Source organism: Ruegeria sp. AG6, from assembly GCF_056541565.1.
This window is the reverse complement of record NZ_JBQFYQ010000004.1, coordinates 114973-140379: the sequence shown is the minus strand read 5'-3', so window position 1 is coordinate 140379 and position 25407 is coordinate 114973. Positions and strand designations below refer to the sequence as shown.

General features: G+C 58.2%; 25 protein-coding genes. 4 read left to right on the top strand and 21 right to left on the bottom strand.

All coding sequences use genetic code 11. From position 1 onward, the window contains the following. Positions 1–2 precede the first annotated feature (2 nt). The 17 genes from ACR0I0_RS11375 to ruvC form a co-directional block, all read right to left on the bottom strand. Positions 3–737, bottom strand: coding sequence for a DUF6615 family protein (locus ACR0I0_RS11375; RefSeq protein WP_480491470.1), 735 nt, complete (start codon positions 735–737; stop codon positions 3–5). Next, positions 734–2071 (bottom strand): restriction endonuclease subunit S, encoded by a 1338-nt coding sequence (locus tag ACR0I0_RS11370; protein ID WP_480491468.1) that lies wholly within the window; start codon positions 2069–2071, stop codon positions 734–736. The genes ACR0I0_RS11375 and ACR0I0_RS11370 overlap by 4 nt, the downstream gene beginning before the upstream one ends. Next, a complete protein-coding gene (locus ACR0I0_RS11365) occupies positions 2068–3588 on the bottom strand; it encodes a type I restriction-modification system subunit M (RefSeq protein WP_480491466.1) in 1521 nt (506 codons plus the stop codon). The genes ACR0I0_RS11370 and ACR0I0_RS11365 overlap by 4 nt, the downstream gene beginning before the upstream one ends. Positions 3589–3750: 162 nt before the next feature. Then, entirely contained in the window at positions 3751–4977 is a 1227-nt protein-coding gene (locus tag ACR0I0_RS11360; protein ID WP_480491464.1) for a hypothetical protein, read from the bottom strand. Between the two features lie 660 nt (positions 4978–5637). Further along, complete coding sequence (ftsH, locus tag ACR0I0_RS11355; RefSeq protein ID WP_171636833.1) at positions 5638–7551, bottom strand: ATP-dependent zinc metalloprotease FtsH; 1914 nt, start codon at positions 7549–7551, stop codon at positions 5638–5640. A 75-nt stretch (positions 7552–7626) separates the two neighbouring features. After that, complete coding sequence (tilS, locus tag ACR0I0_RS11350) at positions 7627–8886, bottom strand: tRNA lysidine(34) synthetase TilS (RefSeq protein ID WP_480491461.1); 1260 nt, start codon at positions 8884–8886, stop codon at positions 7627–7629. Then, the gene (gene ybgF / locus ACR0I0_RS11345; protein ID WP_480491459.1) at positions 8877–9701 is read right to left on the bottom strand and encodes a tol-pal system protein YbgF; all 825 of its coding nucleotides are present in this window, start codon (positions 9699–9701) and stop codon (positions 8877–8879) included. Before ybgF ends, tilS begins: the two co-directional genes overlap by 10 nt. A 4-nt stretch (positions 9702–9705) precedes the next feature. Then, positions 9706–10212, bottom strand: coding sequence for a peptidoglycan-associated lipoprotein Pal (gene pal / locus ACR0I0_RS11340; protein WP_152457229.1), 507 nt, complete (start codon positions 10210–10212; stop codon positions 9706–9708). Positions 10213–10284: 72 nt separating this feature from the next. Then, positions 10285–11604 carry a Tol-Pal system beta propeller repeat protein TolB gene (gene tolB, locus ACR0I0_RS11335; RefSeq protein ID WP_171232590.1) on the bottom strand — a complete coding sequence of 440 codons (1320 nt, stop codon included), beginning with the start codon at positions 11602–11604 and terminating at the stop codon, positions 10285–10287. Then, positions 11601–12704 carry an energy transducer TonB gene (locus tag ACR0I0_RS11330; RefSeq protein WP_480486883.1) on the bottom strand — a complete coding sequence of 368 codons (1104 nt, stop codon included), beginning with the start codon at positions 12702–12704 and terminating at the stop codon, positions 11601–11603. Before ACR0I0_RS11330 ends, tolB begins: the two co-directional genes overlap by 4 nt. A gap of 9 nt (positions 12705–12713) precedes the next feature. Continuing rightward, entirely contained in the window at positions 12714–13190 is a 477-nt protein-coding gene (gene tolR / locus ACR0I0_RS11325; protein ID WP_152457226.1) for a protein TolR, read from the bottom strand. A gap of 2 nt (positions 13191–13192) precedes the next feature. Further along, complete coding sequence (gene tolQ / locus ACR0I0_RS11320; RefSeq protein WP_152457225.1) at positions 13193–13888, bottom strand: protein TolQ; 696 nt, start codon at positions 13886–13888, stop codon at positions 13193–13195. Between the two features lie 110 nt (positions 13889–13998). Beyond that, a complete protein-coding gene (gene ybgC / locus ACR0I0_RS11315) occupies positions 13999–14382 on the bottom strand; it encodes a tol-pal system-associated acyl-CoA thioesterase (protein WP_171636827.1) in 384 nt (127 codons plus the stop codon). Next, the gene (locus ACR0I0_RS11310; protein WP_480491606.1) at positions 14379–15002 is read right to left on the bottom strand and encodes a hypothetical protein; all 624 of its coding nucleotides are present in this window, start codon (positions 15000–15002) and stop codon (positions 14379–14381) included. The genes ybgC and ACR0I0_RS11310 overlap by 4 nt, the downstream gene beginning before the upstream one ends. A 63-nt stretch (positions 15003–15065) precedes the next feature. Continuing rightward, positions 15066–16085: a Holliday junction branch migration DNA helicase RuvB gene (gene ruvB, locus ACR0I0_RS11305; protein ID WP_171229583.1), complete on the bottom strand. Its 1020-nt coding sequence runs from the start codon at positions 16083–16085 to the stop codon at positions 15066–15068. Between the two features lie 4 nt (positions 16086–16089). After that, positions 16090–16767, bottom strand: a complete 678-nt coding sequence (gene ruvA, locus ACR0I0_RS11300; protein ID WP_480491456.1) for a Holliday junction branch migration protein RuvA — start codon at positions 16765–16767, stop codon at positions 16090–16092. Further along, a complete protein-coding gene (gene ruvC, locus ACR0I0_RS11295) occupies positions 16764–17261 on the bottom strand; it encodes a crossover junction endodeoxyribonuclease RuvC (protein WP_152457220.1) in 498 nt (165 codons plus the stop codon). Before ruvC ends, ruvA begins: the two co-directional genes overlap by 4 nt. Positions 17262–17594: 333 nt before the next feature. Here ruvC and ACR0I0_RS11290 point away from each other — a divergent pair, with 333 nt between their 5' ends. Continuing rightward, entirely contained in the window at positions 17595–17810 is a 216-nt protein-coding gene (locus ACR0I0_RS11290; RefSeq protein ID WP_171636824.1) for a DUF1127 domain-containing protein, read from the top strand. 110 nt (positions 17811–17920) lie between these two features. Here ACR0I0_RS11290 and ACR0I0_RS11285 read toward each other — a convergent pair whose 3' ends face one another. From ACR0I0_RS11285 to ACR0I0_RS11270, 4 genes are all read right to left on the bottom strand, one after another. After that, positions 17921–18277, bottom strand: coding sequence for a hypothetical protein (locus ACR0I0_RS11285; protein ID WP_245218135.1), 357 nt, complete (start codon positions 18275–18277; stop codon positions 17921–17923). An 89-nt stretch (positions 18278–18366) separates the two neighbouring features. Next, positions 18367–19245 (bottom strand): 50S ribosomal protein L11 methyltransferase, encoded by an 879-nt coding sequence (locus ACR0I0_RS11280; protein WP_480491454.1) that lies wholly within the window; start codon positions 19243–19245, stop codon positions 18367–18369. Between the two features lie 66 nt (positions 19246–19311). Next, complete coding sequence (locus ACR0I0_RS11275) at positions 19312–20544, bottom strand: MFS transporter (RefSeq protein WP_480491452.1); 1233 nt, start codon at positions 20542–20544, stop codon at positions 19312–19314. Between the two features lie 79 nt (positions 20545–20623). Continuing rightward, positions 20624–22819 (bottom strand): primosomal protein N', encoded by a 2196-nt coding sequence (locus ACR0I0_RS11270; RefSeq protein ID WP_480491450.1) that lies wholly within the window; start codon positions 22817–22819, stop codon positions 20624–20626. An 88-nt stretch (positions 22820–22907) separates the two neighbouring features. On the opposite strand from ACR0I0_RS11270, the gene fsa reads away from it, so the two are divergent. The 3 genes from fsa to ACR0I0_RS11255 all read left to right on the top strand — a co-directional run bounded on the left by fsa (position 22908) and on the right by ACR0I0_RS11255 (position 25383). Further along, positions 22908–23561 carry a fructose-6-phosphate aldolase gene (gene fsa / locus ACR0I0_RS11265; RefSeq protein ID WP_152457215.1) on the top strand — a complete coding sequence of 218 codons (654 nt, stop codon included), beginning with the start codon at positions 22908–22910 and terminating at the stop codon, positions 23559–23561. 197 nt (positions 23562–23758) lie between these two features. Then, the gene (locus ACR0I0_RS11260; RefSeq protein ID WP_171636814.1) at positions 23759–24466 is read left to right on the top strand and encodes a DUF484 family protein; all 708 of its coding nucleotides are present in this window, start codon (positions 23759–23761) and stop codon (positions 24464–24466) included. Next, positions 24463–25383 (top strand): tyrosine recombinase XerC, encoded by a 921-nt coding sequence (locus tag ACR0I0_RS11255; RefSeq protein ID WP_171636812.1) that lies wholly within the window; start codon positions 24463–24465, stop codon positions 25381–25383. The genes ACR0I0_RS11260 and ACR0I0_RS11255 overlap by 4 nt, the downstream gene beginning before the upstream one ends. Positions 25384–25407 lie beyond the last annotated feature (24 nt).

Below are 25407 nucleotides of genomic sequence, written 5' to 3'. Positions count from 1 at the left end.
ATTCACCTCGAAAAATCAGAGAAGTCTAAATGGGCGACACCTGCCAATTCATGTTTCTCAAGATATCCTTGTAAAAAGTCGGTTTGTTGAAACAATTGTAGCCATTGTGGGTCGGGATCATCGGCGGCAAATTTAGTTTTAGAGCGAGGGCTACCCACAATGGCACTAGCGCCGCACGCACCAGAAGGTTGGACCAAATGGTGCCATGGCCTCATAACCAACTTTAACTTCTTCACGCTGTTGCTGTTCGCGGCTTTCACTTTTTGAGCGCTTGCTATTGTGCAACCCCAGAAGCTTCGTCCTCTATACCCTGGCTCACCACCCGACGTGAAAGAAGCGGAACTCATGCCGTGCTCATGATTGAAAAACACGTAGACAGGATGGTTGCGACCAGCCATGGAAATCAGCTTGTTGACCTGGCTGGATTTGGGGTCGAGTCCGCCATAGTCCTTTTGGGTTGAGTGAAGGTACAAGCGTTTGGCCTGGACGCGAAGGCCAAGTGAGCAGGAAGGAGTTCGTATGAACCACTCCCAGTCTGCACCATTAAGTTTCTCTTCGGCTTTGGAGAACATACGAACGCGCAAGCCATGTCTTGCCTTGTCCTTTGCCATCCGCAGAAGGAGCATTTCGGTCAGAGTTTCTTCTTGCAGACTGAGGCCGCGTCGAAATGCTTGGCCTTGCTCATTCCAAACCCAGCCTGCACGCTGACGGAGATAGTCCCGAATGGCGCTGCTCAAGCAACATCCTCCACCCGTTCCTTCGTCTCACCCACGCGCAATTCTCCAGACATCAGGCGCGGAAGGAGGGTGTCGCGAAGAGCCGCAAGTGTTTGAGACTCAGCAGCTTTCTCGTTACATCCATCGAGAAGTGGCTGGACCATTTTTGCGAAGGCTTTCACAACCCGCTCATCGCTAGGCAAAATAGTCGTCAGAGACTTCATGGCTGAATGGTTGAGCCCAGGTTGCGCAACGCCTGTCGCTAATTCGCGCATTTGCCACATGCAGTTGTCGCTGGACAAAGCAAGATATGCAAAATGCTGGCCAATACTTTCTTCGACTCGCACTCTAAATACGTGCTCGTTGATACAAGCCTCTGCGAATGGAAAACCCTCTGAAGTGTATGAGACAGCGGGCCTGAGCTCACCAGGCTTGCCTCCATCTTTGTAGACCAGAACATCTCCGTCCAAGAGCTTTCCTTTCTTCATCGAAGCAAAGAACTCGCTTGGGACAAACTTGGTTTTGCTGAAGTCAAAGACTCCAACCCGTTTGATACTTTCAGCACCGATGCTGGGAACGCCTTCTGTTACTTCAGCGACCCCACCTTTGGGCCGGCGACCAGTTTCAAGCACCGTGTAAAGGTCACCGAAGCTATGCCATTCCCACCCCACCGGCAGCCCATTTTCTCCAAAACTATTCGGAAACAGAGCGGCCGTTTTCGGATCCATATGCGCAGGCTCTCGCCCTTCAACCTTGGCCCAGACGGGGTCGAAATCGACGAACCACGACCGATAGATCGCCCGCGCCATTTCCTCGAAGGTCGCCGCCGTCCTGCGGTTTAGTTCGATTTTGTCGTCGAGAGCTCCGAGAATTGCGGCGATCTCGCGCTGTTCGGGCAGCCGAGGAACTAAAACGTCGATGTCTTTCAATGCAGAGACAGTAAGATACGGCAATGCAGAACCCGAGGCGACCTCGTTGAAATCCAAGGTGGTGAGGAGGTGGTAGGCAAAGTCATTGTCGATTTGAACAGGATCGGGCTCAGCTGACATCATGTTGTTGTCGAGGACAATGGGATGCGTCAGTTTTCGGCGGCGGTTCGTAGTCAAAGCCACGCCTATCTTCGCAAACGCAACGGACCCCGGTTTGTGAATGTATGCTTTAAGTTCCCTAGCCTGTTCGGTGGAAATGTAGTTTTCTGCCGTCGCGAGTATGACCTCATTTCCGGATGTGTTCATGTCGCTCACTTTTGCGAAAGGAAGATCCCCCGAGCGACTTCCTTGCAATTTTTTGGGAAAACCAGATCCTGCCTTGAACACGACAAGGTCACCAAGCTTTCGTTCAGCCCATGCACTCATCCCAACGCCCCCAGCCGCGCCTCGATCTCGGCTTCCAACCTCCGCCCCTCGGCGAACTGGCCACGTAATTCTCCCATCAATCGTTCGAACTTCTCCTCGAAGGGTTCATCATCCTCTTCCGCGGCACCGGCGCCGACATAGCGGCCCGGAGTCAAAACGAAATTGTGCTTGGCGATCTCATCTATTGAAGCCGACTTGCAGAAGCCTGGTACATCCTTGTATCCGCCTGCGTCCGGTTCACCACGCCACGCATGATAAGCGGTGGCAACCTGTGCGATCTCTTCTTCGGACAGCTCTTTTTGCTTTCGGCTGCCCTCCACAAGAGCACCCATCTTGCGCGCATCGATGAACAGCACCTCGCCTCGCCGATCTCGAAGGGTCACTTCCTTGGCAATTCCGTTTGATTTGTCTTTAGCGAGGATCCAAAGACAGGCTGGAATCTGCGTCCCATAAAAGAGCTGACCCGGCAGAGCTACCATCGCATCAACCGCATCAGCTTCGAACAAAGCGCGGCGAATATCGCCTTCCCCACTTTGCATGGATGACATGGATCCATTCGCCATCACGACGCCGCCAATACCGGTGGCCGACAGACGGGCATAGATATGCTGGATCCACGCGAAGTTCGCATTGCCCACGGGGGGGGCACCGAATTTCCAACGGCCATCTTCTCTCAACAAGTCGCCGGACCAGTCCGAGATGTTGAATGGGGGATTTGCCAGAATGTAGTCAAAGCGTTCATCAGGGAACTCATCGCGCAGCAATGTACCCTCGGAGTTCCAGCGTAGATCGCCGAAGATGCCGCGGATTGCCAGGTTCATGCGCGCCAGGCTGAACGTCGTGTGGTTGCGTTCCTGGCCGTAGATCGCGACATCCGACTTTTGGCCTTGGTGGGCCTCGATGAATTTCTCAGACTGAACAAAGAACCCACCCGTACCGCAGCAAGGATCATAGACGCGTCCCCTGGTCGGTTCGATCATCTCGATCAGCGTATTGACGACCGATTTGGGCGTGTAGAACTCCCCACCCCGTTTGCCCTCAGAGGAGGCAAATTCACCAATACAGTACTCGTAGATACGGCCGATCAAATCAAAGTCGGCAGAGGTTCCGTCGAGCTTCAGGTTAGTGAAGAGGTCGATGAGTCCTGAAAGGATCAACTTATCCAGCGTATCGCGCCCAAAGACTTTGGGCAGTGCTCCTTTAAGGCTTTCATTCTCAGTCTCGATATCGCGCATCGCCTGATCCAGCATGATGCCGATTTCTGGGTTCTTGGCGTTCTTGGAGAGGTAAGACCAACGGGCTTTTTCAGGAACCCAGAAGATATTCTCGGCCAGATACTCGTCCCGATCTTCCGGATCGCTGTACTCGTCTTCTGAAAGCTTCTCGTGCAAGCGCTCGAAAGAAACCGAAACGTAGCGCAGAAACAGAAGCCCCAGAACGATATGCTTGTACTCACCTGCGTCCATTGCCCCGCGCATTTTGTTAGCTGACGCGAAGACGGTCTTTTCAATACTCATTGCGTTCCCTCGTTGACGACTAGCAGTTTCACTTCAAATAGGGGCTGTTGAAGCTCCTCAGTTGGTCGCTGCCGCCACATATTATTGATTTTATGCCGGAACTTACTACTGAATCGCCGACACTGCTCTAAATGAAGCGGAAAGACTGCGCGAACACAACATCTAGTTGTATGACAAAAGGTCTCTCGGGTAGATTTTGCCTTTCGTCAATCCGAGCCGCATAGCCGGTGTCTGATTATCGTTCTCGGGAGGCGCAAGCATATAATTATAGTAAAACCTGAGGATTGCGGCCATCTTGGGAACCATCTCAGGATTGTAGTAAGAGTATGCGTGCCAAATTCTCTGTTGGTTGGAAGCAGTTGGAATCCCGCGCTCAAAACCAGCGACGCGCCTGCGAGCAAAATTGAAATAGGAATCGACTGGGTGAAGTGATGCCAACGAAAGCATTTGGCCCAAGTCGACCCATCTCATTCTGTCCGCAAGGGTTGCCCACCTAACAATCTTTAAAGGTTCAGATTTCGTATGAAATGGCCACATCACGCCTTCCCGATTAAAGGCTTGAATGCGCTCCTCCGACGTCTTTGACTCGAACTTATTGTTCAGGAGAATTGCCATGCCGGCCTGCATATCCGTTAGCTCTGGATACTTTTCCTGCACCAATGGGATCAAGCTACGATAACCTGCTTCGATGTACCGAAACATGCGCCGCCCTTCGTTCACATAACTCAGGCGTTCGTCATTTGTCAGACCCTTCACGAATCTAATCTCAAACACGTTTACGCGTTCTGATTTGACAAGATCTACATTCAACGCGCAAATCGCTGCCGCGAGGCCTGACTCCGCATCCAAACAGTAGTTGGCAACATTGAATTGCTGTCCGATCAGCTTTTTCACTAGCATCATATGTGCGTACTGAAAGGCATCGCCACGCACTCTGGTTCCGTGGCCCGGCAGCTTCAATTCTCCACCAACCGCGAGGTCACTAATGGAGTGGCCTGGAGGCATTTGCCTTGCCAGTGATTGTGAATATTCCTTATACGACCAGAGCCTTGCGTGTTTGCGCATGGAACGGTTGATTTCAAAGTCTCCGCATTGCTCCATTGCCTCTTGCAAGTCCCTCGGGTCGACAGCGGGGTCATAGTCAACTGTCGACGCAACTACGAACTGGGAGTACTTGTGCACCGTCGCCATGTGCAGCAAAGGGATGGTGCCTCGGCGCTTTTTGACCGGCCAATTGACGAGAATTGTTTGGATGTCTGTTGCGAAATAGGGATCTTGGTCCTCAAAACAGAGATGCAGGTAGTTCTCCCGATCTCTCGCAAAAGCAGTGACTTGGCGATACAAGAAGTCAATCTTGCCGTGGACCTGCTTTAAGCTGACGTCGTGCATCTCGCAAATCCGGCTCAGCGGTACTTTGTTTACAAGACATCGTAGGATTGAGGCTGTATCGCTCGTCTGTTTGTGGCGTCTGGTGGGTGATCCAACAGACACAGTTTTCTTGCAGCTTTTGCAACGATAGCGTGGATCCCCCTTGGCAGTTTTTCCAAACTTCTGATACCGGCTTGGCATCAAGCTCATGGAGGCTCCGAAATTATCGCAACGTGGATTGGAGCAATGTACTTGATTTGTTCGCCTAGTTAGCTGTCGCAGACGTGCGTACTCTTCCATTACTGCTTGGTTCGACTTTACAATGCTGGATCTGTTGCATGCAGGGCAGATGTACGTTCGGTCTTCGCCGGCGCCTGAGATTTTCCCCCTTGCTTGCCCTAGACCGGGTCTTCCTCGTCCATCCAATGGGTCTGGAAAGATGCCAAATCTCTCGCACGTACTGTTTCGGCAGAAGTTAATTGAAAATCCACCGGGGGTGGAGGGAAGCCTTCTCCGCACAACTCTCGACGATTTCTTCGGGGACACTTTACTGTCAGGAGTCGTAGGATTTGGCATAGAAGCCCTGCAACATTGAACGAAACCCCGCCAGCATACTGACGGGGTTTCGGATTATCAACATTTATGGCAGGGGCTGGGGACTATGCGCCGGGTCTTTTTTGACTATGCGGTGGGTTCAGGCTCCATCCCGCCATCGGGCGGAGATTTCTTGGCCTTTGTCTTGGGAATGGCCGTGACACTGGGCGCGCTGCCTTCATCCGGCTTGTCGCCTTCATCATCCTCGCTGGGTGATTCACCGTTCATAACGCGCTTGATCTCATCACCCGTCAGGGTTTCGTATTCAAGCAGGCCCTGCGCCAGGCGTTCCCATGCTTCGTGCTGTTCGGTCAGAATCTGGTGCGCGCGCTCATAACCCTGCTGGATAAGGCGCTTCACCTCTTCTTCGATCAACTCTTTCGTATGGGCCGACACCGAGAACCCTGCGGTGTTGCCCTGATAGCCTTCATGCGCCTCGGCATAGTCGATGTTGCCAACCTTGTCCGACATGCCCCAGCGCATCACCATGGCACGCGCCAGCTGACTGGCCTGCATGATATCTCCGGCCGGGCCGTTCGAAACGTGGTCTTCACCGTATTTGATGACCTCGGCGGCTTTGCCGGCCATGGTCATGGCCAGCTTTTGCTCACACTCATCACGGTGGTAGTTCAGGCGATCCATTTCAGGCAGCGAAACCACCATACCCAGCGCACCACCGCGCGGAATGATCGTGGCTTTGTAGACAGGATCGCACAACGGCAGGGTCAGGCCGACAACGGCATGGCCGGCCTCGTGATAGGCTGTCTTTTCCTTCTGGTCCTGGGTCAGCACCATCGAGCGGCGCTCGGCGCCCATCATCACCTTGTCCTTGGCGTTCTCAAAGTCTTCCATGGTGACAAAGCGGCGACCCACGCGGGCGGCCATCAAAGCAGCCTCGTTCACGAGGTTCGCCAGATCGGCACCCGAGAAGCCCGGCGTGCCGCGAGCAATGATGCGCAGATCGACATCGGGGCCCAAAGGAGTCTTGCGCGCGTGCACGCCCAGAATCTTCTCACGGCCTTTGATGTCGGGGTTGCCAACGGTCACATTTCGGTCAAAGCGGCCTGGACGCAGCAGTGCGGGATCCAGAACATCCTTACGGTTGGTGGCCGCCAGAATGATCACGCCTTCATTGGCCTCAAAGCCGTCCATCTCAACCAGCAACTGGTTGAGGGTCTGTTCGCGTTCGTCATTACCACCGCCGTAGCCAGCGCCACGATGGCGACCCACCGCGTCGATCTCGTCGATAAAGACGATACAAGGCGCATTCTTCTTGGCCTGTTCAAACATGTCCCGGACACGGGATGCACCGACACCCACGAACATCTCGACAAAGTCGGACCCTGAAATAGTGAAGAACGGCACACCCGCCTCACCCGCGATGGCACGGGCCAGCAAGGTCTTACCGGTGCCCGGAGGTCCGACCAGCAGCGCGCCCTTGGGGATCTTACCGCCAAGGCGGCTGAACTTCTGTGGATTGCGCAGGAATTCGACGATCTCTTCCAGTTCTTCCTTGGCCTCGTCGATGCCCGCGACGTCGTCAAATGTGACGCGGCCATGCTTTTCGGTCAGCATCTTGGCCTTCGACTTGCCAAAGCCCATCGCACCGCCTTTGCCGCCGCCCTGCATCCGGTTCATGAAATAGACCCAGACACCGATCAGCAACAGGAACGGCAACAGCGTGATCAGGAAAGACTGGAAGCCCGACTGCTGTTGCTTGACCGCTTGAACCGGGATGTTCTCATCGATCAAAAGCTTGGTGACCTCGGCATCGCCGGGTTTGATCGTGACGTAAGTTGCACCGCTCTCGGTCGTATAGCGGATCTGTTCACCATCCAGCGTCACGTTCTTGACTTCACCGCCTTGCACGGCGCCGACGAAATCGGAGTAAGTTCTTTCATTGCTCTGAAGCGTTCCGCCCGGTCCACTGAACAGATTGAACAGTGCAAGGATTAGCAGGAACAGAACGACCCAAAACGCGATATTGCGAGCGTTGCCCAAGGAAATTCTCCCAAAAGTTCCGGCAGGTGAGGAGCTGCCAAGTTACCTCTTAAAATAGAGAGGATTGTGGTATGTTCAATGCGATAAAAAAGATGCGTGGAACTCGGGCCATTCCGGCGTCGTGTCCGCGCGCCATCCATTCGCGAATCCCGCAAGCGGAGCGGCCAGCACCACGCCCCCCTTCCAGACCGCGGGCGTCGCACTCAAGGCCAGCCTGGGCCGGCCTGTTTCGCGCCATTCAGGCACCTGTCGCAGCCCGTCTTCACCCAGAGCGCGGATCTCGGCACCGGAAATTTCGGGACCGGTCAAGACCCATTTGCCATCCCAAACTTCGTCACGTGCTGAAATCCGAGCCTCCACGGCCTTGAATTCCCTGCAAATCCAAACACTCATCCCTTCCGGGACCAACAGGCAACCGCTGAGCGACCCTGCCCGCCCGTCGGTTATGGCCTTCATGGCCTGCTCGACCGCCGCCTGACGCGGGGGATATCCCTGCCCTGCGATCCAGGCAAGGCATCCAAGCAACACGCGGCGTCGGATTTCCTTGGGCAATGCGGCAAAACCGGCCCTGTTCACCTTCACGTCGCATTGTTCGATCTGGGCGACATTCCGTGCGGATTCCTGCGCAAAAACGCCCAGGGCTGCATTGGCCTGCGCCAGATTGTCGGCCACTCGCGACAGTGAAAGCGCATCAATTCCTAGTGGTTTGAGGCCGGACATGGCCTCTCGTGCCTTGATCCGGTCGAAACGAGGGTCCTGATTCGACGGGTCTTCGACCCATGTTGCGCCGATACCGGTCAGGTAGGCTCTCAGATCCTTGCGTGTGATCCCCAGCGTTGGCCGAAGCAATGTCACCCCTTCCCATTGCCGGCTTGCCGACATGCCGGACAGTCCCGTGACACCTGATGAACGACCCAATCGCATCAGCAACGTTTCCGCCTGATCATCTGCCGTGTGCCCCAACGCGATGGCGTCGATTCCGCGCTGTTGCGCCCAACCGGCAAGCAGGCTGTAACGCGCCTTGCGGGCCTCGTCCTGAACATTGCCCGATCCGTCCCAACCCGCCCAATGCAAAATGTCATGCGGCAGCCCCAAAGCAGCGGCCTGGCGCGACACTGTCACGGCCTCCTGCGCTGCGTCGGGGCGCAAGCCGTGATCGACCGTGGCCACAAAAAGGGCGATCTCTTCGTTTTGGACGACTTGATGCAAAAGATGCATCAACGCCACGGAATCCCCACCGCCCGAGACCGCCACGCCCAGTTTAGGCGGAGGCCTTTCGGGAAGCCGGGCGCGAAGCTCTGCAAGCAGGTTTTCGCTGTGACGGTTCAAGAACACCCCAGCGCAGACATCTCTTGCGTCGCATCCGCAAATGCCGGTGCGGATGGAAAGCGCACGCCAACTTCATTGAGCGTGATGCAGGCCTGATCGGTCTGCCCCAGACGCCCCAGCGCCGCGCCCAACTCGAACAGCGCCTCGGGGGCAAATGCGCCTTCGGAATCTCCGGTAAAGCTTGCCAAAAACGCCCGTGCCGCTTCGCGGGTGTCGCCAAGGCCTTCGAGCGCATGACCCCGTTTCAGATTCGCTTCGGGCGCCAGGGGGCTGCCAGGATAGTTCGCATCAAACTGCGTAAACAAATCAGCCGCAGTCTGGTAATTCCCATCGGCCAGTGCTTGCGATGCCGCGTCGAAATCCGCCCGCTCGCCCACGGCCAGTTCACCCTGATCGGTTTGGGATGGCGTGGCAGGCGCGATGACGGCCGTACCTACATCTGTGCCCTCTCCGCCCAGTGTGCTGGTCGGTTCGCCTGAAATCTCGCAGTTTGCCTCAAGCTCGCACAGGCGGAACTCCAGATCTCCGATGCGATTGGTGCCGTCTGAGACGATGTTTTGTACACGCTGGTTAAGCTGCTCGGTCTGACGGGTCAGGCGTTGCAGTTCCGCTTCAATGGCGTCAACCCGATCGAGAACCGAACTGCCGGACAAGTTTGGCGCGGGCGATCCTGTGGTGGAAAACTCGCGCTTCAGACGCTGAATTTCCACATGCAGCACCGTCAGCTCCTGACGTATGTCGGCCAGGGTTTGCTGATCCTGTGCCTGTGCAACACCGGCTGTCGCCATGACCGCCGCCAATACCCATCCTGCCATACGCATTGTCTTACCCCAGTGTTGATCCGGTCAGCACAGTCACTGCGCGGCGGTTCTTGGAATAGCATTCCTCAACGCTGCAAATCTCAATTGGGCGCTCCTTGCCGTAGCTGACGGTTTTGAGACGGTTGCCAGCAACACCGCGCGAAATCAGATACTCACGAGCGGCATTTGCGCGACGCGCACCCAGCGCAAGGTTATACTCGCGCGTACCCTGCTCGTCCGCGTGACCTTCGATCGTGGCAACAAAATCCGGATTGGCCAGAAGCCAGTCCGCTTGCCCTTGCAACACGGTCTGCGCCTGTGGTGTCAGGGTGGACTGGTCCACGGCGAACAGAACACGATCCCCGACGGTCTGCTGGAAATACGCAGGCGAACGCGGGTCACTGGGCGAGCCCGGTACGATTGCGCCTGTGCCACCAGCACCGCTGCCGCCCAAGGCGGATGGGTCATTGTTCGTACAGGCGGCGATCACACTCAGCGCGCCCAACGCCAGGACTTTGCTCAATACATTCATTTCAAGTGCCTCGTGTTTTGATTGTTGCCGCCTGTCTACCACAGGGACGATTCGTTGTGAACTTTGCTGCGATCAATTCTGTAGTGGGCCCCATGACGGATCACTGCCGCCATCCGGTGTACGCACCGGGCGCAGGTTGCGGCCCGAGATATCCACCGAATACAGCGAGGCCCGGCCGCTGGCGCCCTGCGTTTCACGGGTGAACATGATGACGCGGCCATTGGGCGACCAGGTTGGGCCTTCATCCAGAAACGAGGCGGTCAACAAGCGTTCCTCTGATCCGTCCGTGCGCATCACCCCGATGTGGAAGCGGCCCTGATTTTGCTTGGTAAAGGCAATCAGATCGCCGCGCGGCGACCATACCGGCGTGCCATAACGACCCGAGCCAAAGCTGATCCGCGTTGCCTCGCCGCCATTCGCAGGCATCACGTAAAGCTGCGGAGTGCCCGAACGGTCGCTTTCAAACACGATCCGGCTGCCATCCGGCGAATAGCTGGGGGCGGTTTCAATCGCCGGCGTGTTGGTCAGACGAGTGCTTTGCCCCGACGCCAGATCCATTTTCCACAGATCCGTGTTTCCGCCCTGAATCAAGGAATACACGATCGACCGGCCATCCGGCGAAAAGCGGGGCGAAAAGCTCATGGTTCCGTCCTGCGTCTTCAGTTCCTGTCGTTTGACGCGGCCCACATCCAGAACATAGATGCGCGGGCTGCCGCTTTCATAGCTGGTGTACAGCAACCGATCGCCAGTAGGCGAAAAGCGCGGCGCCAGAACGATTGCGGCACTGTCGGTCATGTACTGCACGTTCGCCCCATCATAATCCATGATCGCCAGACGTTTCAGGCGTTGGTTTTTCGGTCCACTTTCCGAAACAAAGGCCACGCGGCTGTCAAAATAACCGCCCTCGCCTGTAATCCGGCTGTACACCTGATCTGCCACTTTGTGGGCCATGCGCCGCCAGCCCTCGGTGGTGCCTGCCAATTGCAACCCATTGCCCAGCTCCTGACCCGAAAACACATCCCAGACCCGGAACCGAACCGTGAGGTTCTTGCCCGAAACATTGACCGCCCCCGTAATCAGCGCGTCGGCATTGATCGCTTTCCAATCGGCAAACTGAACTGGTGCTTCGAAGCTGCTGACCCGACTGATGAAGGCATCCGAAGAGATCTCGCGGAACAACCCGGTTCCTGTCAGATCAGCCGCCACCACGCGCGAGATGTCCTGTGCATATTGCGCCGCTGACGGACCATCGGGAACAAAGTTCGGCACCGCAAAGGGCAATGGTTCGATAATGCCCTGGTCCAACTCCAGTCGCAGGGGACCGTTCTGTGCAAGAACCGGCGCAGACATCAGCGTCAGGCCGACAAAGAGGCTGGTCAGAAGTTTCATCATTTGATCCGCATCCTCTCGGGATTGAATGTAATCTCAACATCCTGCCAATGAGCGTATTTGTCAGCAGGCAAATCATATCCTCTGGCCCCGCAGCGCAAAATCGCGCGCCGGGCGGCCTGATAAGCCTGATTGGCCGCACCAGCAGACCCACCAGAACTGTCCAGCATCCGAATGCTGCCATCCACAACCGTACCATCACGGTTTAGCGAAAAAGCCACAACGACCACAGTACTCAGTGCATCCGTAGACAAAGAGCCCACATTCCAGCACTTGGACACGGCCAATCGCATCGCGTCCTTCTCGCCGCTGGTCAGCGGTGGGCCGGATGGCTGGGTTCCACTGCCCAAGGCTTCGGCCAAAGCGTCATTGATCGCGGCCTCGTCGGCTTGCGCGTCAGGTTCAGGCGCCGCCTCGGGCGTCTCTGCCACAACGGCTTCGGGCGGTGGGCTTGGGCGGTTCGGACGCACCCGCGGTCGCGGTGACGTAAGCGGAGACTGCTCTTTGGTTTCCTCTGCCTCGGTCACGATCTCGGGCGCCGCTTCTTCCGGCGCGGTCTGATCCTGTTGTTCCTGCTGAACCTCGGCTCCTTCGTCCAAAGACACCGGCGGCGTTTCGAAATCATCCGGTTTTGCCTCGGGCGGTGGTGGCGCTATGGCCTCGGGGGCAACACGATCGGATGGGCGCGGCTGCGCCTCGGGTCCCGGAGGCACAGGCTGTGCGACAGGTTCGACCTCGGGCTCTGTCAGTACCGGCAGCTCATCCGGCACGTCCGGTTCCGGCGGTGCTTCGACGATAACGGGGGCAGGCTCGGGTTCGGGTTCGGCAGGCACGACGGGTTCAGGGCGCGGCTGTTCCTCGACCACAGGTTCTGGCGGCGTGCTATCAGCCTGTGGTTCGGGCGGTTGTTGCAATGCCGTCGGCACCTCCGGGATATCAGGCGCATCCCGCTGGGCCGTCATGGCCGCGAATTGTTCAGCGGTTATCACGGACACATCCTGTACGGCCATCGGCAAAGGCTCGGACCGGAAGGTACCGCCGAAAAGCGCCGCTCCGATCAGGCTGACATGCGCAATCGCCGAAATCTTGGTGCCGGTATCCACCGTGCGCCCTCACTCTCCACCTTCGTCCAGCGTCGGCCCGCCCGTATCGGTCACAAGCCCAACGTTGGAAAACCCGCCCGCGTTCAGCGCGCCCATGACCTGCATGACCTGCGCGTAAGGAATCGCGCCATCGGCGCGCAGGAAAACCCGGTCACTGCTCCGCTCTGCGGCGATGGCCCGCAGCTTGCCGATCAGTTCCTCGCGCAACACATCAGTTGTCTGGATCTGCACACGTCCATCTGCCGTCAGGGTTACGGTCAAAGGTTCTTCATTGTCACCGGGCAAAGCACTGGCGGCGGTCTTGGGCAGATCTACCGGAACACCGACGGTCAGCAATGGCGCGGCCACCATGAAGATAATCAGCAAAACCAGCATGACATCCACAAACGGTGTCACGTTGATCTCGGCCATGGGTTGCGCACGACCGCGACGCCGACCGCGTCTGCGCCCGTTTCCACCCGAGGATTGCTGAACCGCCGCGCCCATTGTCAGCTATCCAACTGGCGCGACAGGATGGTCGCGAACTCGTCAGCAAAGGCTTCGTAGCCGCCCACGATGCGGTCACAGTCAGCACTGAGCTTGTTGTAGAAAATAACCGCCGGGATCGCGGCCAGAAGGCCGAGCCCCGTTGCCAATAGTGCCTCGGCAATACCCGGGGCCACGACCGCCAGATTGGTATTCTGCTGTTCGGCGATCTCGATAAACGCATTCATGATGCCCCAGACGGTACCAAACAGGCCGATGAACGGCGCGGTCGATCCAACCGTGGCCAGAATGGGCAGACCTTTCTGCAAGGTCTCTGCCTCTTTCGCTATGGCCACATCCATGGACCGGTCTATCCGCGCGGTCGCTCCGGCAATCAATCCGCCATCATTTCGGTGCGACCTGCGCCATTCGATCATTCCGGCCGCAAAAATCTTTTCAGAACTGCCATCCGGCTGGGTTCCGATCTGCTCGAACAGCTCGTCCAAAGGGTTGCCGGACCAGAAGCTCTCGTCAAATGCCTGCGCCTCGCGACGGGCCGCGCGGTAATTTATCAGCTTCTGGATGATGATGCCCCAGGACCAGATGGATGCACCGATCAGCATCAACATCACCAATTTGACGATAAAGGTCGCGCGGGCATACAGCCCCCACATGGAGAAATCGATCTCCTGCGCCAGCGCCAGCGTTTCAGCTTCCATGAACCTGCTCTTTGTTTTTGCCTGACGGCCGTTTGTTTGGCCTTGTTTTGCCAAACGCTAACGCAGTTGGGGTTGAAATGCCAATAGAACCACCCCTGACCCTCAAATTGTTACATCAATGCGCGAATCTCTGCCGGAAGCCGGATCGGCCTGCCATCCTTGTTGATACACACGGCAGTGACCGAGGCGCGAAAAATCTCGGTCTCGCCACGCCGGACCAGCTGCGCCATGGTCAGCCGCACACCCGAGATTTCCGTGACTTCGGTTTCGACGATCAGTTCGTCATCGAACCTGGCTGGCGAAAGGTAATCGGCCTCGACCCGCCGCACGACCCAAACAATGCCTTCTTCCCGCATCGCGTTCTGGTCATTGCCCAGATTGCGCACCCAATCCGAACGCGCACGTTCGATATACCGCAGATAGTTCGCGTGATAGACGACGCCGCCCATGTCGGTGTCTTCATAATATACACGAACCGGGTAGGAATGTTTCATTGCGGTGGCTCCAACCGGGCAAACAACCTGAGCGCATGAGACGCATCCTGCGCCGAACCGGGCAAAACCGGATCGTAAGCAGCCCGAATCAACGCAGCAATATCGGGGCGCAGGATCGTCGTTTCGCCCGCCACGGCCAGCGGAGATTGCGTCCGAAACGCAGTATCGGACCAAAGCAGGATGGTCTGCACCACCTGGCTCAGCGCCAGCGTTTCCGCCGGTATCTTGGACAACTGCTTGTCCATGCGCAGAAAAACAAAAGCCGCGCGGATCGCACCGTCTTCTTCGAACCTGAAGATGCGGTACTGGTTTGCATCCGCTCTAACCAAGCGCCCGACCAACGGTGCCAGATCCGGGATCAGACGATCAAGATCCGGCACGTCCAGCAGCTCTTTCCAATCCCGGAAGAAGAAGACCATGCAGTTGGCACCAAGTTCGGGGTCGGTTTCGGCCATTTTGTGACCGGCCAAGGTGACAACCGCCTCGAAGGCGCCCTTCACAGTGGACAGCGTTTCATCTTCAACGCCAAACACAATCGGCACGATGGGTCGTCCCCAACGGGCAAACAGAAACTCACCGCTTTCGCGCGTGAACAGCGCCTCAATCTCTTCCGGTGTCACGGTCAAGCCTTCATCTTTTCGAAAATACTCTCGCCGAAGGCATAAATTTTCCAAGCGCAAGCTTCAACCGAACAGATCGCTCTGCCGCTTGGGTGCAGCCATGCCCAGATGCGTCCAGGCCTTTTGCGCCAACATCCGCCCACGCGGTGTCCGCTGGATCAACCCCTGTTGCAACAGAAAGGGCTCGATCACTTCTTCCAGCGAGTCCCGGCTTTCAGACAGCGCGGCTGACATCGTTTCGATCCCGACAGGACCACCACCGTAATTTTCGGCGATCAGTTTCAGATATCGGCGGTCCGCACCATCCAGCCCCAAATGGTCCACACCCAGCCGCGTCAAGGCTCCGTCAGCCAGTTCGCGGGTGATCCGCCCATCTCCTTCGACAATGGCGAAGTCCACCACCCGGCGCAGCAGACGTCCGGCGATGCGCGGTGTACCGCGCGACCTGCGCGCAATCTCGCGTGCGCCCTCATCATCTGCCGGAGCGCCGAGTTTCCGCGCGTTTCGGGTGACGATCTCATGCAGTTCATCCACGGTGTAGAACTGCAACCGGGTCGGAATACCAAACCGGTCGCGCAAAGGTGTGGTCAGCAAACCCATGCGCGTCGTGGCCCCGACAAGCGTGAAGGGTTGCAACTCGATCCGAACCGTTCGCGCAGCGGGCCCCTCGCCGATCACCAGATCAAGCTCGAAATCCTCCATCGCGGGGTAAAGCACCTCTTCCACCGCCGGGTTCAGGCGGTGGATTTCGTCGATGAACAGGACATCACGCGCTTCGAGATTGGTCAGGATCGCAGCCAGATCGCCCGCTTTCGCTAGAACCGGCCCGGACGTCATGCGAAAATTCACCCCCAGTTCACGCGCCATGATCTGCGCCAGCGTCGTCTTGCCCAACCCCGGAGGGCCATGGAACAACGTGTGATCCATCGCCTCGCCCCGCTGGCGGGCGGATTGGATGAAGATGCGCAGATTGGCGCGCGCCTCGGCCTGACCGATGAACTCATCCAAGCCCTGCGGGCGCAATGCGCGGTCGTTGTCCTCGGGCAATGGGTCCGGGCGCACAGTGGGATCAGCGTCTACCATTCATTCAGCCTTTCGGAGCCAGCAATTGCAGGGCGGCACGGATCAAACCCGCTTCGTCTGCATCCGGGTTGTTGGCGGCGGCCTCGGCAACCGCGGCTGCTGCATCCGACGGCCCATAACCCAGATTGGACAAGGCAGACAGCGCACCCGCTGATGCCGCAGCGGCCCCAGAGGCTGGTATTGGCGTCCGCTTCGGAGCAGGCGCTGCCTCGACAAGCTCTACAACTTCGATCGAAGGGCCATCCATCGCATCAATCACCGTGCCACCCATGGCCATCACGCCCGGCGCCTTGTCCTTGAGGTCCAGAACGATCCGCTGCGCTGTTTTCGGCCCCACACCTTTCGCCGCCTTGACCGCCGCCCAATCTCCCAGTGCGATTGCGCGGCTGACACCGTCCGGCCCCAGCGCGCTGAGGATCGCCAGAGAGACTTTCGCTCCGACCCCCTGAACCGAGCACAAAAGGCGATGCCATTCCTTCTCGACCAGCGAAAGAAAGCCATAAAGCTGCATCAGGTCTTCGCGCACGACCATGTCCGTATAGATCGAAACCGCCTCGCCCACGCCCGGCAGTGCCGCCATGGTCCGGTCAGAGCAATAGACGATGTATCCCACCCCCCGGACATCGATCAGCACGTGATCTGCGGCGCGATAGTCCAGCCTTCCGGTGAGTTTTCCGATCATGCCCGCACCTCTTTCACACGCACCTGTTGGGTCTTGCCGTAATAGGCATGGCAAATCGCAATCGCCAGAGCATCGGCTGCATCCGCCCCTTTGGGCTGACATCCGGGCAATTGCAGTTTGACCATGTGCAGCACCTGTTCTTTTTCCGCGTGCCCCACACCCACGACCGTTTTCTTGACCCGGTTCGGGGCGTATTCCCCAACCGGCAAACCAGCCTGAGCCAGTGTCAGCAACGCAACCCCACGCGCCTGACCCAGTTTGAGCGTACCGGCACCATCCTTGTTCACAAAGGTCTGTTCAATGGCTGCCTGGTCCGGTTGGTGATCGGCGATGACTTCGACAATCTGGTTGTGGAGAGACAACAGCCGCTCACCCAGATCATCCCCATCCGACTTGCACAAACCGTTGGCCACGTGGCTCAGGCGGCTGCCATTTGATTCGATGACGCCCCACCCCAGGGTCCTAAGCCCCGGATCAATGCCCAGAATTCGCATGTTTTGCCTCGGCCTGCTCGGGTTCTGTGATCTTTTTTCAACGCCTAGCACGAAGCGTGAACATTTTCCAAGCGAATTGACCCAAGGCCTGAAAACGACACCCCTGTCCCAAGGGCGACTCAACGTGCCATTTGCGACTTCAAAAAGTCTGAATTCGACACTTTTGTGAACGCGTTTTCACCAATTATTTAAGGGGATTACAGCCTTTTGCAGCATTGCAGGAAACGCATAGGACACATGCAAAAACTGAACTTGTGCGGGCGATTTGGCGGCACTAGATGCCGGGCAGATCGCAAGACTGCAAAGTGAACACCAACCAGAAGGAAACAGGATATGGCTGCACTGGACACCACCCGCTTCGCCTCCACTGGCTCGTTCGGCCTCGTTGGCCGTATCGGCGCATTTTTCGTATCGGCCGTGAACGCAGCTGTCGAATGGAATGACGCCCGCGTTACCCGCAACGCGCTGACCGGTCTGAGCGATCGTGAACTGGAAGATATCGGCCTGTGCCGCGGCGACATTGACGCCATCGCCCAAGGTCTCCGGTAATACCGACCACCACTCGCATTCGCCCCTTCCTCCTCCCTTGAGGGGCAAACAAAAACACCGCGCGCCCCGGGCGCGCGGTGTTTTTTTTGGAAACTGAGTCAAATTGAGATTCAGTATAAAACCTTGTTGAGTTGCACGGCAATCGCCTGCGACACCGGGTCGATCTGCATCACCCAGGCACCTGCTTTTTCGACCGATGTGCCCTCATTCAAACTGTCGATCCGATATTGGTATCCGGTCGGGCCAAGGCTGGACAAAAGAAACGCCTTGAACGCCACAACACTCAGAAGCGTAAGCAACAGCACCCTGGCCGGTACTGCCGAGCTTACCCGCTGCGGCTTCATGACGACCAGGCCATCCTTGCGCATCGTCGCGCGATAGCCACGGCTCATCTTTTGATGTTTTTTGTTCAGGCGATTAACGCGCTGAGTGAACTCCAGTTGTTTACCCGTCATGGCAGCCTCCAAAAACCGCCCCCCTCGACTTCAGTCAGAAAACGGTAAATAGAGAATACGACAAAAACGTGGCAAAATTCCACAAAACTCCTGCAAATGGCCTAGTTTGAGCCCTGTTTCATTAAGATTAGGGTCGTCCACTCACCAATCTCATCTCTATGAGCGAGATTGAATTCATTTTGAGAATAAACCGACACCACGTCATCGGCCTGTTCGTTGAGGATCCCCGACAGGATTGCATACCCTCCGGGACGCAGATTCGCCGCGATTTCCGGCGAGAGGGCGACCAGAGGACCTTTCAGAATATTGGCAAAGATCAGGTCGTAGGGTGCGTGCGCCCTGAGATCGGGGTGGTCGAATCCCGCGGCTTCCACGCACCGTACGGCACCGGACATCCCGTTCGCCTTGAGATTGGCTTCGGCCACGTCAACGGCCACTTCATCAATGTCACTGGCAATGATGTCGCCGTCCCAAACCCGGGCTGCGGCCATGGCCAGAACGGCGGTGCCGCAGCCGATATCTGCCACTTTCGTCGCGGTGAACCCTTCATCCAGCAATCTGTCAAAGGCCTTGAGGCAACCCAACGTCGTACCATGGTGGCCGGTGCCAAAGGCCATTGCGGCCTCGATCAGCAATGGAATGCGACCTTCGGGCAGCTTGTCGGCATCATGGCTTCCATAGACAAAGAAACGCCCCGCCTCGACGGGTGCAAGCTCGCGTCGCACATGCGCAACCCAGTCGGTTTCCGGCAGCTCTGAAACAACAAACGGTTTGGCGTCGAACGCCGCGGCCAGAACCGCCAGCGCGGTCTCGTCAGGGGCTTCGGTGAAATATCCGCCGACCTCCCACAGGCCGGATCCGTCTTCGACTTCGAACACACCAACGCCGGTTGGCTCTGGCTCCAGACGTTCCATCGCCTCGCCCAGACCTTCGGCGGCCTTCTTACCTGTCAGCGTCGTCAGTGCGGTGAATGTGGGCATTGGGGCCTCCTGTCTCGATTGACACCGCGCCTAGGACGCCGCGCCGTCAAGGTCAAGCGCCGAGACCTATTCCGCAGGGGCCGGAGCGTATTTGGTCAGGATAGTCTCGTTGCCAGGCTCGGGGTGACGCGGGATCAACAGGGACAACAGCAGCGAACCGATCGCCATCGCCGCGGCCAGGCCAAACACAGCGCCCGGCGACACGACCCAAAGCAGGCCAAGCAAAGCGGGCAAAAACACCGCCGCAATATGATTGATCGTAAAGGCCACCGCAGCGGTCGGCGCGATGTCAGCAGGGTCAGCGATTTTCTGGAAATAGGTTTTCAATGCCAAAGCCAGCGCAAACAGCACGTGGTCGATCACATAAAGGATTGCCGCAAGCAGAACGCCCCAACCGAACCAATAGATGCCGCCATAGGCTGCGAACACGATGGCCAGGCCGGTATATTCAAATATCAGCGTGCGCCGCTCACCGAACTTTGCCACCGCCTTTCCCAGCAATGGGGCGGCCAACATGTTGATCATCAGATTGATCAGATAAAGGCTGGTGAGCTCATGCACTTCAAAGCCGAATTTCTCGACCATCATGAACCCGGCAAAAACGACAAATATCTGCCGCCGCGCGCCTGCCATGAACTGCAATGCATAATACAGCCAATACCGGCGACGCAGGATCAGCTTCTTGGTCTGCGGCGTGGGCGCATCGAATTGCGGATAGGCGAACAGACAGAACAGTGCCAACGCAGCCGTAACTCCACCCGACGCCATGAATACAAAGTTGTAGGACAGATCAAAGCGATCCCAGGTCAGTACGATCAGCCCATACACCACCATGGTCGCCGCCGATCCCATCGCAACCAGCCATCCCAGCACCTGCGGAGCACGATCCTTGGGCAGCCACTGCAATTGAAGCGACTGGTTTACGGTCTCGTAGTAATGGAACCCGATCGAACTGAACAAGGTCACAAACAGCAACCCGCCCAGGCTGGGGAACCACGCGGTCACCGCCGTTGCGACACCAAGCATCATCAGAGAGATCATCGCCAGCACCTGCTCGCGAATGAAAATGATGACGGCAATCACCCCAACCGCCAGAAACCCCGGAATCTCGCGCACCGTGTGCAGCAGACCGATATCCGCGCCATCAAAGTTCGCCACCTCAATAACAAAGTTGTTCAGCAACGCGCTCCATGCGTTGAACGCAATGGGCATGGTCAGCGCCATCATGAACAACAGCGTGATGGGGCGGCGCCAGAACGGCAGGCTCTGCGCCTCTGTAAGGGGCATGGGTTTCAGCATGAGACCCCTCTACGCCCATTTCGCTGCTTTGGCGAGAGGGAAGCGGTCTGCGCACAATCACCCTGCACAGATGCAGAGGTCAGTAAAAATTCTGTGGGTCGATATCGACGGTCAGGCGGATATCGCCCTTCAGGCGCAACGGGGCGATCCAGCGGGCAATGGCATCCTGAATCGGCGCCCCTTTCGGGGCTTTCACCAACAAGCGCACTCTGTGGCGACCGCGTATACGTGCAATAGGTGCCGGCGCCGGGCCAAAGACCTGAGCACCGATCGCGCGCAGGGGCGAATCGTTGCGGGCCATTGCATTGCCGATATCGAAGACCGGCCCGACCTCGGGGCCCGACAACACGATCCCGGCCATGCGACCATAGGGCGGCACGCCTGCCGCCTGCCGACCCGCTGCCTCGGCTTTCCAGAACCCTTCCTCATCACCCGACAGGATGGCCCGGATCACCGGGTGTTCCGGTTGAAATGTCTGCAAAAGCGCCTGCCCTGGCTTGTCCGCCCGTCCCGCGCGCCCAGCCACTTGGCGCATCAATTGAAACGTACGCTCAGCCGCGCGCAGATCCGCGCCGTGCAGAGACAGGTCAGCGTCAATCACACCGACCAATGTGAGCTTGGGAAAGTTGTGCCCCTTCGCCACCAACTGCGTACCGATGATAATGTCGGCATCCCCGGCGGCGATCTCTTCTATCTTGGCTTTCAATGCCCGGGCTGAACCAAAAAGATCAGAACTCAGCATTGCGATTTTCGCCTCGGGGAAGGTCGCCTCGGCTTCTTCCCCCAGCCGTTCGATCCCCGGCCCGACCGGGGCCAGCTTGCCTTCCACGCCGCAGGAGGGGCAATCTTCGGGCATCAGCTTGGTTTCGCCGCATTGGTGGCACATCAATCGCTTGAGAAACCGATGCTCGACCATGCGTGCGTCGCACTGATCACAGGCGATCTGCTCGCCACAGGCCCGGCACAAGGTCACCGGCGCATAGCCACGGCGGTTGATGAACAACAGCGATTGTTCACCTTTTTCGATCCGCTGCTGCACCGCTTGCCGCAAAGACGGAGAAACCCACGTTCCGGGCTGCATCTGCTCGGCCCGCATGTCGATGGGCTTCATCTCGGGCAATACCGCCGCCCCAAAACGCGAGGTCAGGTCAAGCCTTTCGTACTTGCCCGCCTCGGCATTGGCCCAACTTTCAAGCGAAGGTGTCGCACTGGCCAGGATCACCCGCGCGCCACAAATCGCCGAGCGCAGAACCGCCATGTCGCGTGCGCTGTAGTGCACGCCGTCTTCCTGTTTGTAGGACGTGTCGTGTTCTTCATCGACGACCACAAGCCCCAGATCGCGGAATGGCAGAAACAGCGCCGACCGGGCGCCAACGACCAGTTGCGCATTGCCCTGCCCGACCATCTGCCAGACCCGCCGCCGTTCCGTCATGGTTGCGCCGGAATGCCATTCCGCCGGGCGCGCACCGAACCGCGCCTCGACCCGAGTCAGAAATTCTGCGGTCAGGGCGATCTCGGGCAGCAGGACCAAGGCCTGCCGCCCCATGCGCAGCGCCTCAGCCACGGCCTCCAAATAGACCTCGGTCTTACCGGAACCGGTAACGCCTTTCAGCAGCGTGGTGCCGTAATCACCGGTCCGCTGCCCGGCCTGAAGCCGTTCGACCGCCGCTGCCTGATCCGCTGTCAGGTCTTTCCCGGGAAGGTCCGGATCAAGATGAGGATAAGGCAGGTCGCGCGGGCTGTCCTCTTCGCGCACGGCGCCTTGTTTGACCAACCCTTTGACAACAGATGACGTTACACCCGCCTGCTCGGCGAGCTCTTTCAAGGTAAAAGCCAGCCCGCCGTAGTCGCGCAATACCCCCAGAACCCGGGTCCGCGCATCGGTCAATCGGTCTGGTTGGCCTTCACCCAACCGATAGACCTTGCGCATCGATGGCGGATCACCCAAGCCCGGTGCCCGCGTCGCCAGACGCAGCATCGCAGGCATTGGTGTCAGAGTGTAATCGGCGACCTTTTCCAGAAACACCCGCATCTCTTCACGCATCGGTGCAACGTCAAGAACCCGGATTACCGAGCGCGCCTTGCTCAGGTCAAAGCCGCCCTGCCCCGGCCCCCAAACCACCCCCAGAACCTTGCGTGGTCCCAAAGGAACCTCGACAAACGCGCCCAGAACGCACCCGCCTTCGGGCGCTTTGTAATCCAGGGTCCGGTCAAGCGGCTGCGTTGTAAGCACCGCAACCAGCTCTCCTTGGTCGAAAAATCCGTTAGCGCTCACGGCATATCCTTCGCAGGGGGTTCCAGCAGGGGTCTCTTTGAGGTAAAGCCATCCGCGACCAAGGCCAACCCATCAAAGGACTGCCCTCATGAAATTCTTCGTAGACACCGCCGAGATCGACGCCATTGCCGAACTGAACGATCTGGGCATGGTGGACGGCGTAACCACCAACCCTTCGCTGATCCTGAAGTCAGGTCGCGACATTCTGGAAGTGACCAAAGAGATATGTGATCTGGTCGATGGCCCGGTATCGGCCGAGGTTGTCGCCACCGAAGCTGACGACATGATCGCCGAAGGCCGCAAACTGGCCAAGATCGCACCGAACATCGCGGTCAAAGTTCCGCTGACATGGGCCGGCTTGAAAACCTGCAAGACGCTCAGCGACGAAGGCCAGATGGTCAATGTGACGCTCTGCTTCTCGACCAATCAGGCGATTCTGGCTGCGAAAGCGGGCGCGACATTCATCTCGCCTTTCATCGGTCGGCTTGACGATATCAACCTCGACGGCATGGACCTGATCGCAGACATCCGTCAGGTCTATGACAACTACGGGTTCGAGACCGAAATCCTTGCTGCATCGATCCGCACCGTCAACCACGTGACCGACAGCGCCCGCATCGGAGCCGACGTGATCACCGCACCGCCTGCCGTAATCAAGAAGCTGGCCGACCATCCGCTGACCGACAAAGGTCTGGAAACCTTTCTGGCCGACTGGGCCAAAACCGGTCAGAAAATCCTCTGATCTGGCTTGCAACCGCGCGGCGCCATCAGGCGCCGCGCCCGGCCCAACGGCCAAATGCCTGATCTGTGATCGGGCATGGCGGGCGGGAGCCCCTTGCCACAACATGCAAGGAAATCCACCCTTGCGTGCATTTTTTCCAAGGCAAATCCGGTCCGGCATGTTATAAGCCGCGACAACAAAAAAAGACCGGACGGGACATGAGCAGCACCCCCAAACTCGAGGATAACCTCCGCGCGGCAATTCTGGCCGAGCCGGATGTCGTACTGGACGACAAAGACCTGATGCAGGCGCTTGTCGCTGCCAACGAGCAAGCGCGCGGCGACAACGTGATAGACCTGCGCGGCATTGCGATGCAACGGCTCGAGGCGCGGCTGGATCGGCTGGAAGACACCCACCGTTCCGTCATCGCTGCGGCCTATGAAAACCTCGCGGGCACCAATCAGGTCCACCGCGCCATTCTGCGATTGCTGGAACCTGTCGAGTTCGAAGATTTCCTGCGCGCGCTGGGCGCCGATGTGGCGGACATCCTGCGCGTCGACAGCGTTACGCTGGTTCTGGAAACAACCGTGGTTCAGAACGATCCCGCAATCGACACGTTGGGCGGGGTCCTGACGATCGCGGAACCCGGTTTCATCGACCGGTACCTGACCATTGATCGCGGCGGTCCTGCGCGGGATGTGATCTTGCGGGAAATCCACCAGCCAAACCGACGTATTTTCGGGTCACAGGCCGATCAGCTTCGTTCCGAGGCCTGCCTGAAGCTGGACCTCGGGGCCGGTCGCCTTCCGGGCATGATCGTCATGGCCGCCCGCGACCCGCGGCATTTCACCCCGCAGCTGGGCACCGATCTTCTGGCCTTTTTTGCCGGCGTGTTCGAACGCTCGATGCGCCACTGGTTGTCGTGAGCCTGGTCTCGCCCGCTTGCCGCGACGCGCTTCAGCATTGGCTGGACAGCCTGAGCGCGCTTGCCGGACGATCCGAGAATACGCTAAACGCCTATCGTGGCGATGTCGTCGAGTTTCTGTCGTTCATGACCCTGCATCACGCCGAACGGCATGGCCTGAAGGCGCTGGAACGGATCACGGTATCGGATATGCGCGCCTGGATGGCGGATCAGCGCGGCGCGGACGTCAGCGCGCGGTCTTTGGCGCGCAAACTGTCGGCGGTCAAAAGCTTCTACCGTTGGCTGGCAGAGCGTGAGGGGTTCGAGCCCACCGCCGTTCTGTCAACCCGCGCGCCGAAATTTACCAAGAAACTGCCCCGTCCGCTGGCCGAAGATGCAGCCCGCGCCATGATCGATACAGTGGAACTGCAATCCACATCCGACTGGGTCGCGGCGCGCGACGTCGCGGTTGTCACGCTGCTGTACGGATGCGGCCTGCGCATATCCGAGGCGCTGTCCCTGACCGGAGCGGACGCGCCTTTGCCCACCACGCTGCGCATCGTCGGGAAAGGCGACAAAGAGAGGGTCGTACCGGTTCTTCCTGCCGCCCGCGAAGCGGTCGACGGATACCTGAAGCTGTGTCCCCATCCACAAGCACAGGACAAAGCCCTGTTTCGAGGCGTCCGTGGCGGGCCATTGAACCCGCGTGCAATCCAAGGGGTCATGGCCAAGGCACGTATGCAATTGGGGCTGCCCTCAACCGCAACACCCCACGCGATGCGGCACAGCTTTGCCACCCACCTGCTGTCAGCCGGAGGCGACCTGCGTGCCATTCAAGAGCTTCTAGGCCACGCCTCTTTGTCGACGACGCAGGCCTATACGGCAGTGGACACTGCGCGGTTGATGGAGGTCTACAACAGCGCGCATCCCAAAGCCTGAAGTGCACATGACTCGAAAACCCGG

Excerpts from the sequence above, each read along its gene's own strand:
- ACR0I0_RS11370 (WP_480491468.1), bottom strand. The coding sequence starts at position 2,071 with ATGAGTGCATGGGCTGAACGAAAGCTTGGTGACCTTGTCGTGTTCAAG.
- ACR0I0_RS11365 (WP_480491466.1), bottom strand. The coding sequence starts at position 3,588 with ATGAGTATTGAAAAGACCGTCTTCGCGTCAGCTAACAAAATGCGCGGG.
- ACR0I0_RS11360 (WP_480491464.1), bottom strand. The coding sequence starts at position 4,977 with ATGCACGACGTCAGCTTAAAGCAGGTCCACGGCAAGATTGACTTCTTG.
- ybgF (WP_480491459.1), bottom strand. The coding sequence starts at position 9,701 with ATGCGTATGGCAGGATGGGTATTGGCGGCGGTCATGGCGACAGCCGGT.
- pal (WP_152457229.1), bottom strand. The coding sequence starts at position 10,212 with ATGAATGTATTGAGCAAAGTCCTGGCGTTGGGCGCGCTGAGTGTGATC.
- tolB (WP_171232590.1), bottom strand. The coding sequence starts at position 11,604 with ATGATGAAACTTCTGACCAGCCTCTTTGTCGGCCTGACGCTGATGTCT.
- tolR (WP_152457226.1), bottom strand. The coding sequence starts at position 13,190 with ATGGGCGCGGCGGTTCAGCAATCCTCGGGTGGAAACGGGCGCAGACGC.
- tolQ (WP_152457225.1), bottom strand. The coding sequence starts at position 13,888 with ATGGAAGCTGAAACGCTGGCGCTGGCGCAGGAGATCGATTTCTCCATG.
- ybgC (WP_171636827.1), bottom strand. The coding sequence starts at position 14,382 with ATGAAACATTCCTACCCGGTTCGTGTATATTATGAAGACACCGACATG.
- ruvB (WP_171229583.1), bottom strand. The coding sequence starts at position 16,085 with ATGGTAGACGCTGATCCCACTGTGCGCCCGGACCCATTGCCCGAGGAC.
- ruvA (WP_480491456.1), bottom strand. The coding sequence starts at position 16,767 with ATGATCGGAAAACTCACCGGAAGGCTGGACTATCGCGCCGCAGATCAC.
- ruvC (WP_152457220.1), bottom strand. The coding sequence starts at position 17,261 with ATGCGAATTCTGGGCATTGATCCGGGGCTTAGGACCCTGGGGTGGGGC.
- ACR0I0_RS11290 (WP_171636824.1), top strand. The coding sequence starts at position 17,595 with ATGGCTGCACTGGACACCACCCGCTTCGCCTCCACTGGCTCGTTCGGC.
- ACR0I0_RS11280 (WP_480491454.1), bottom strand. The coding sequence starts at position 19,245 with ATGCCCACATTCACCGCACTGACGACGCTGACAGGTAAGAAGGCCGCC.
- ACR0I0_RS11275 (WP_480491452.1), bottom strand. The coding sequence starts at position 20,544 with ATGCTGAAACCCATGCCCCTTACAGAGGCGCAGAGCCTGCCGTTCTGG.
- fsa (WP_152457215.1), top strand. The coding sequence starts at position 22,908 with ATGAAATTCTTCGTAGACACCGCCGAGATCGACGCCATTGCCGAACTG.
- ACR0I0_RS11260 (WP_171636814.1), top strand. The coding sequence starts at position 23,759 with ATGAGCAGCACCCCCAAACTCGAGGATAACCTCCGCGCGGCAATTCTG.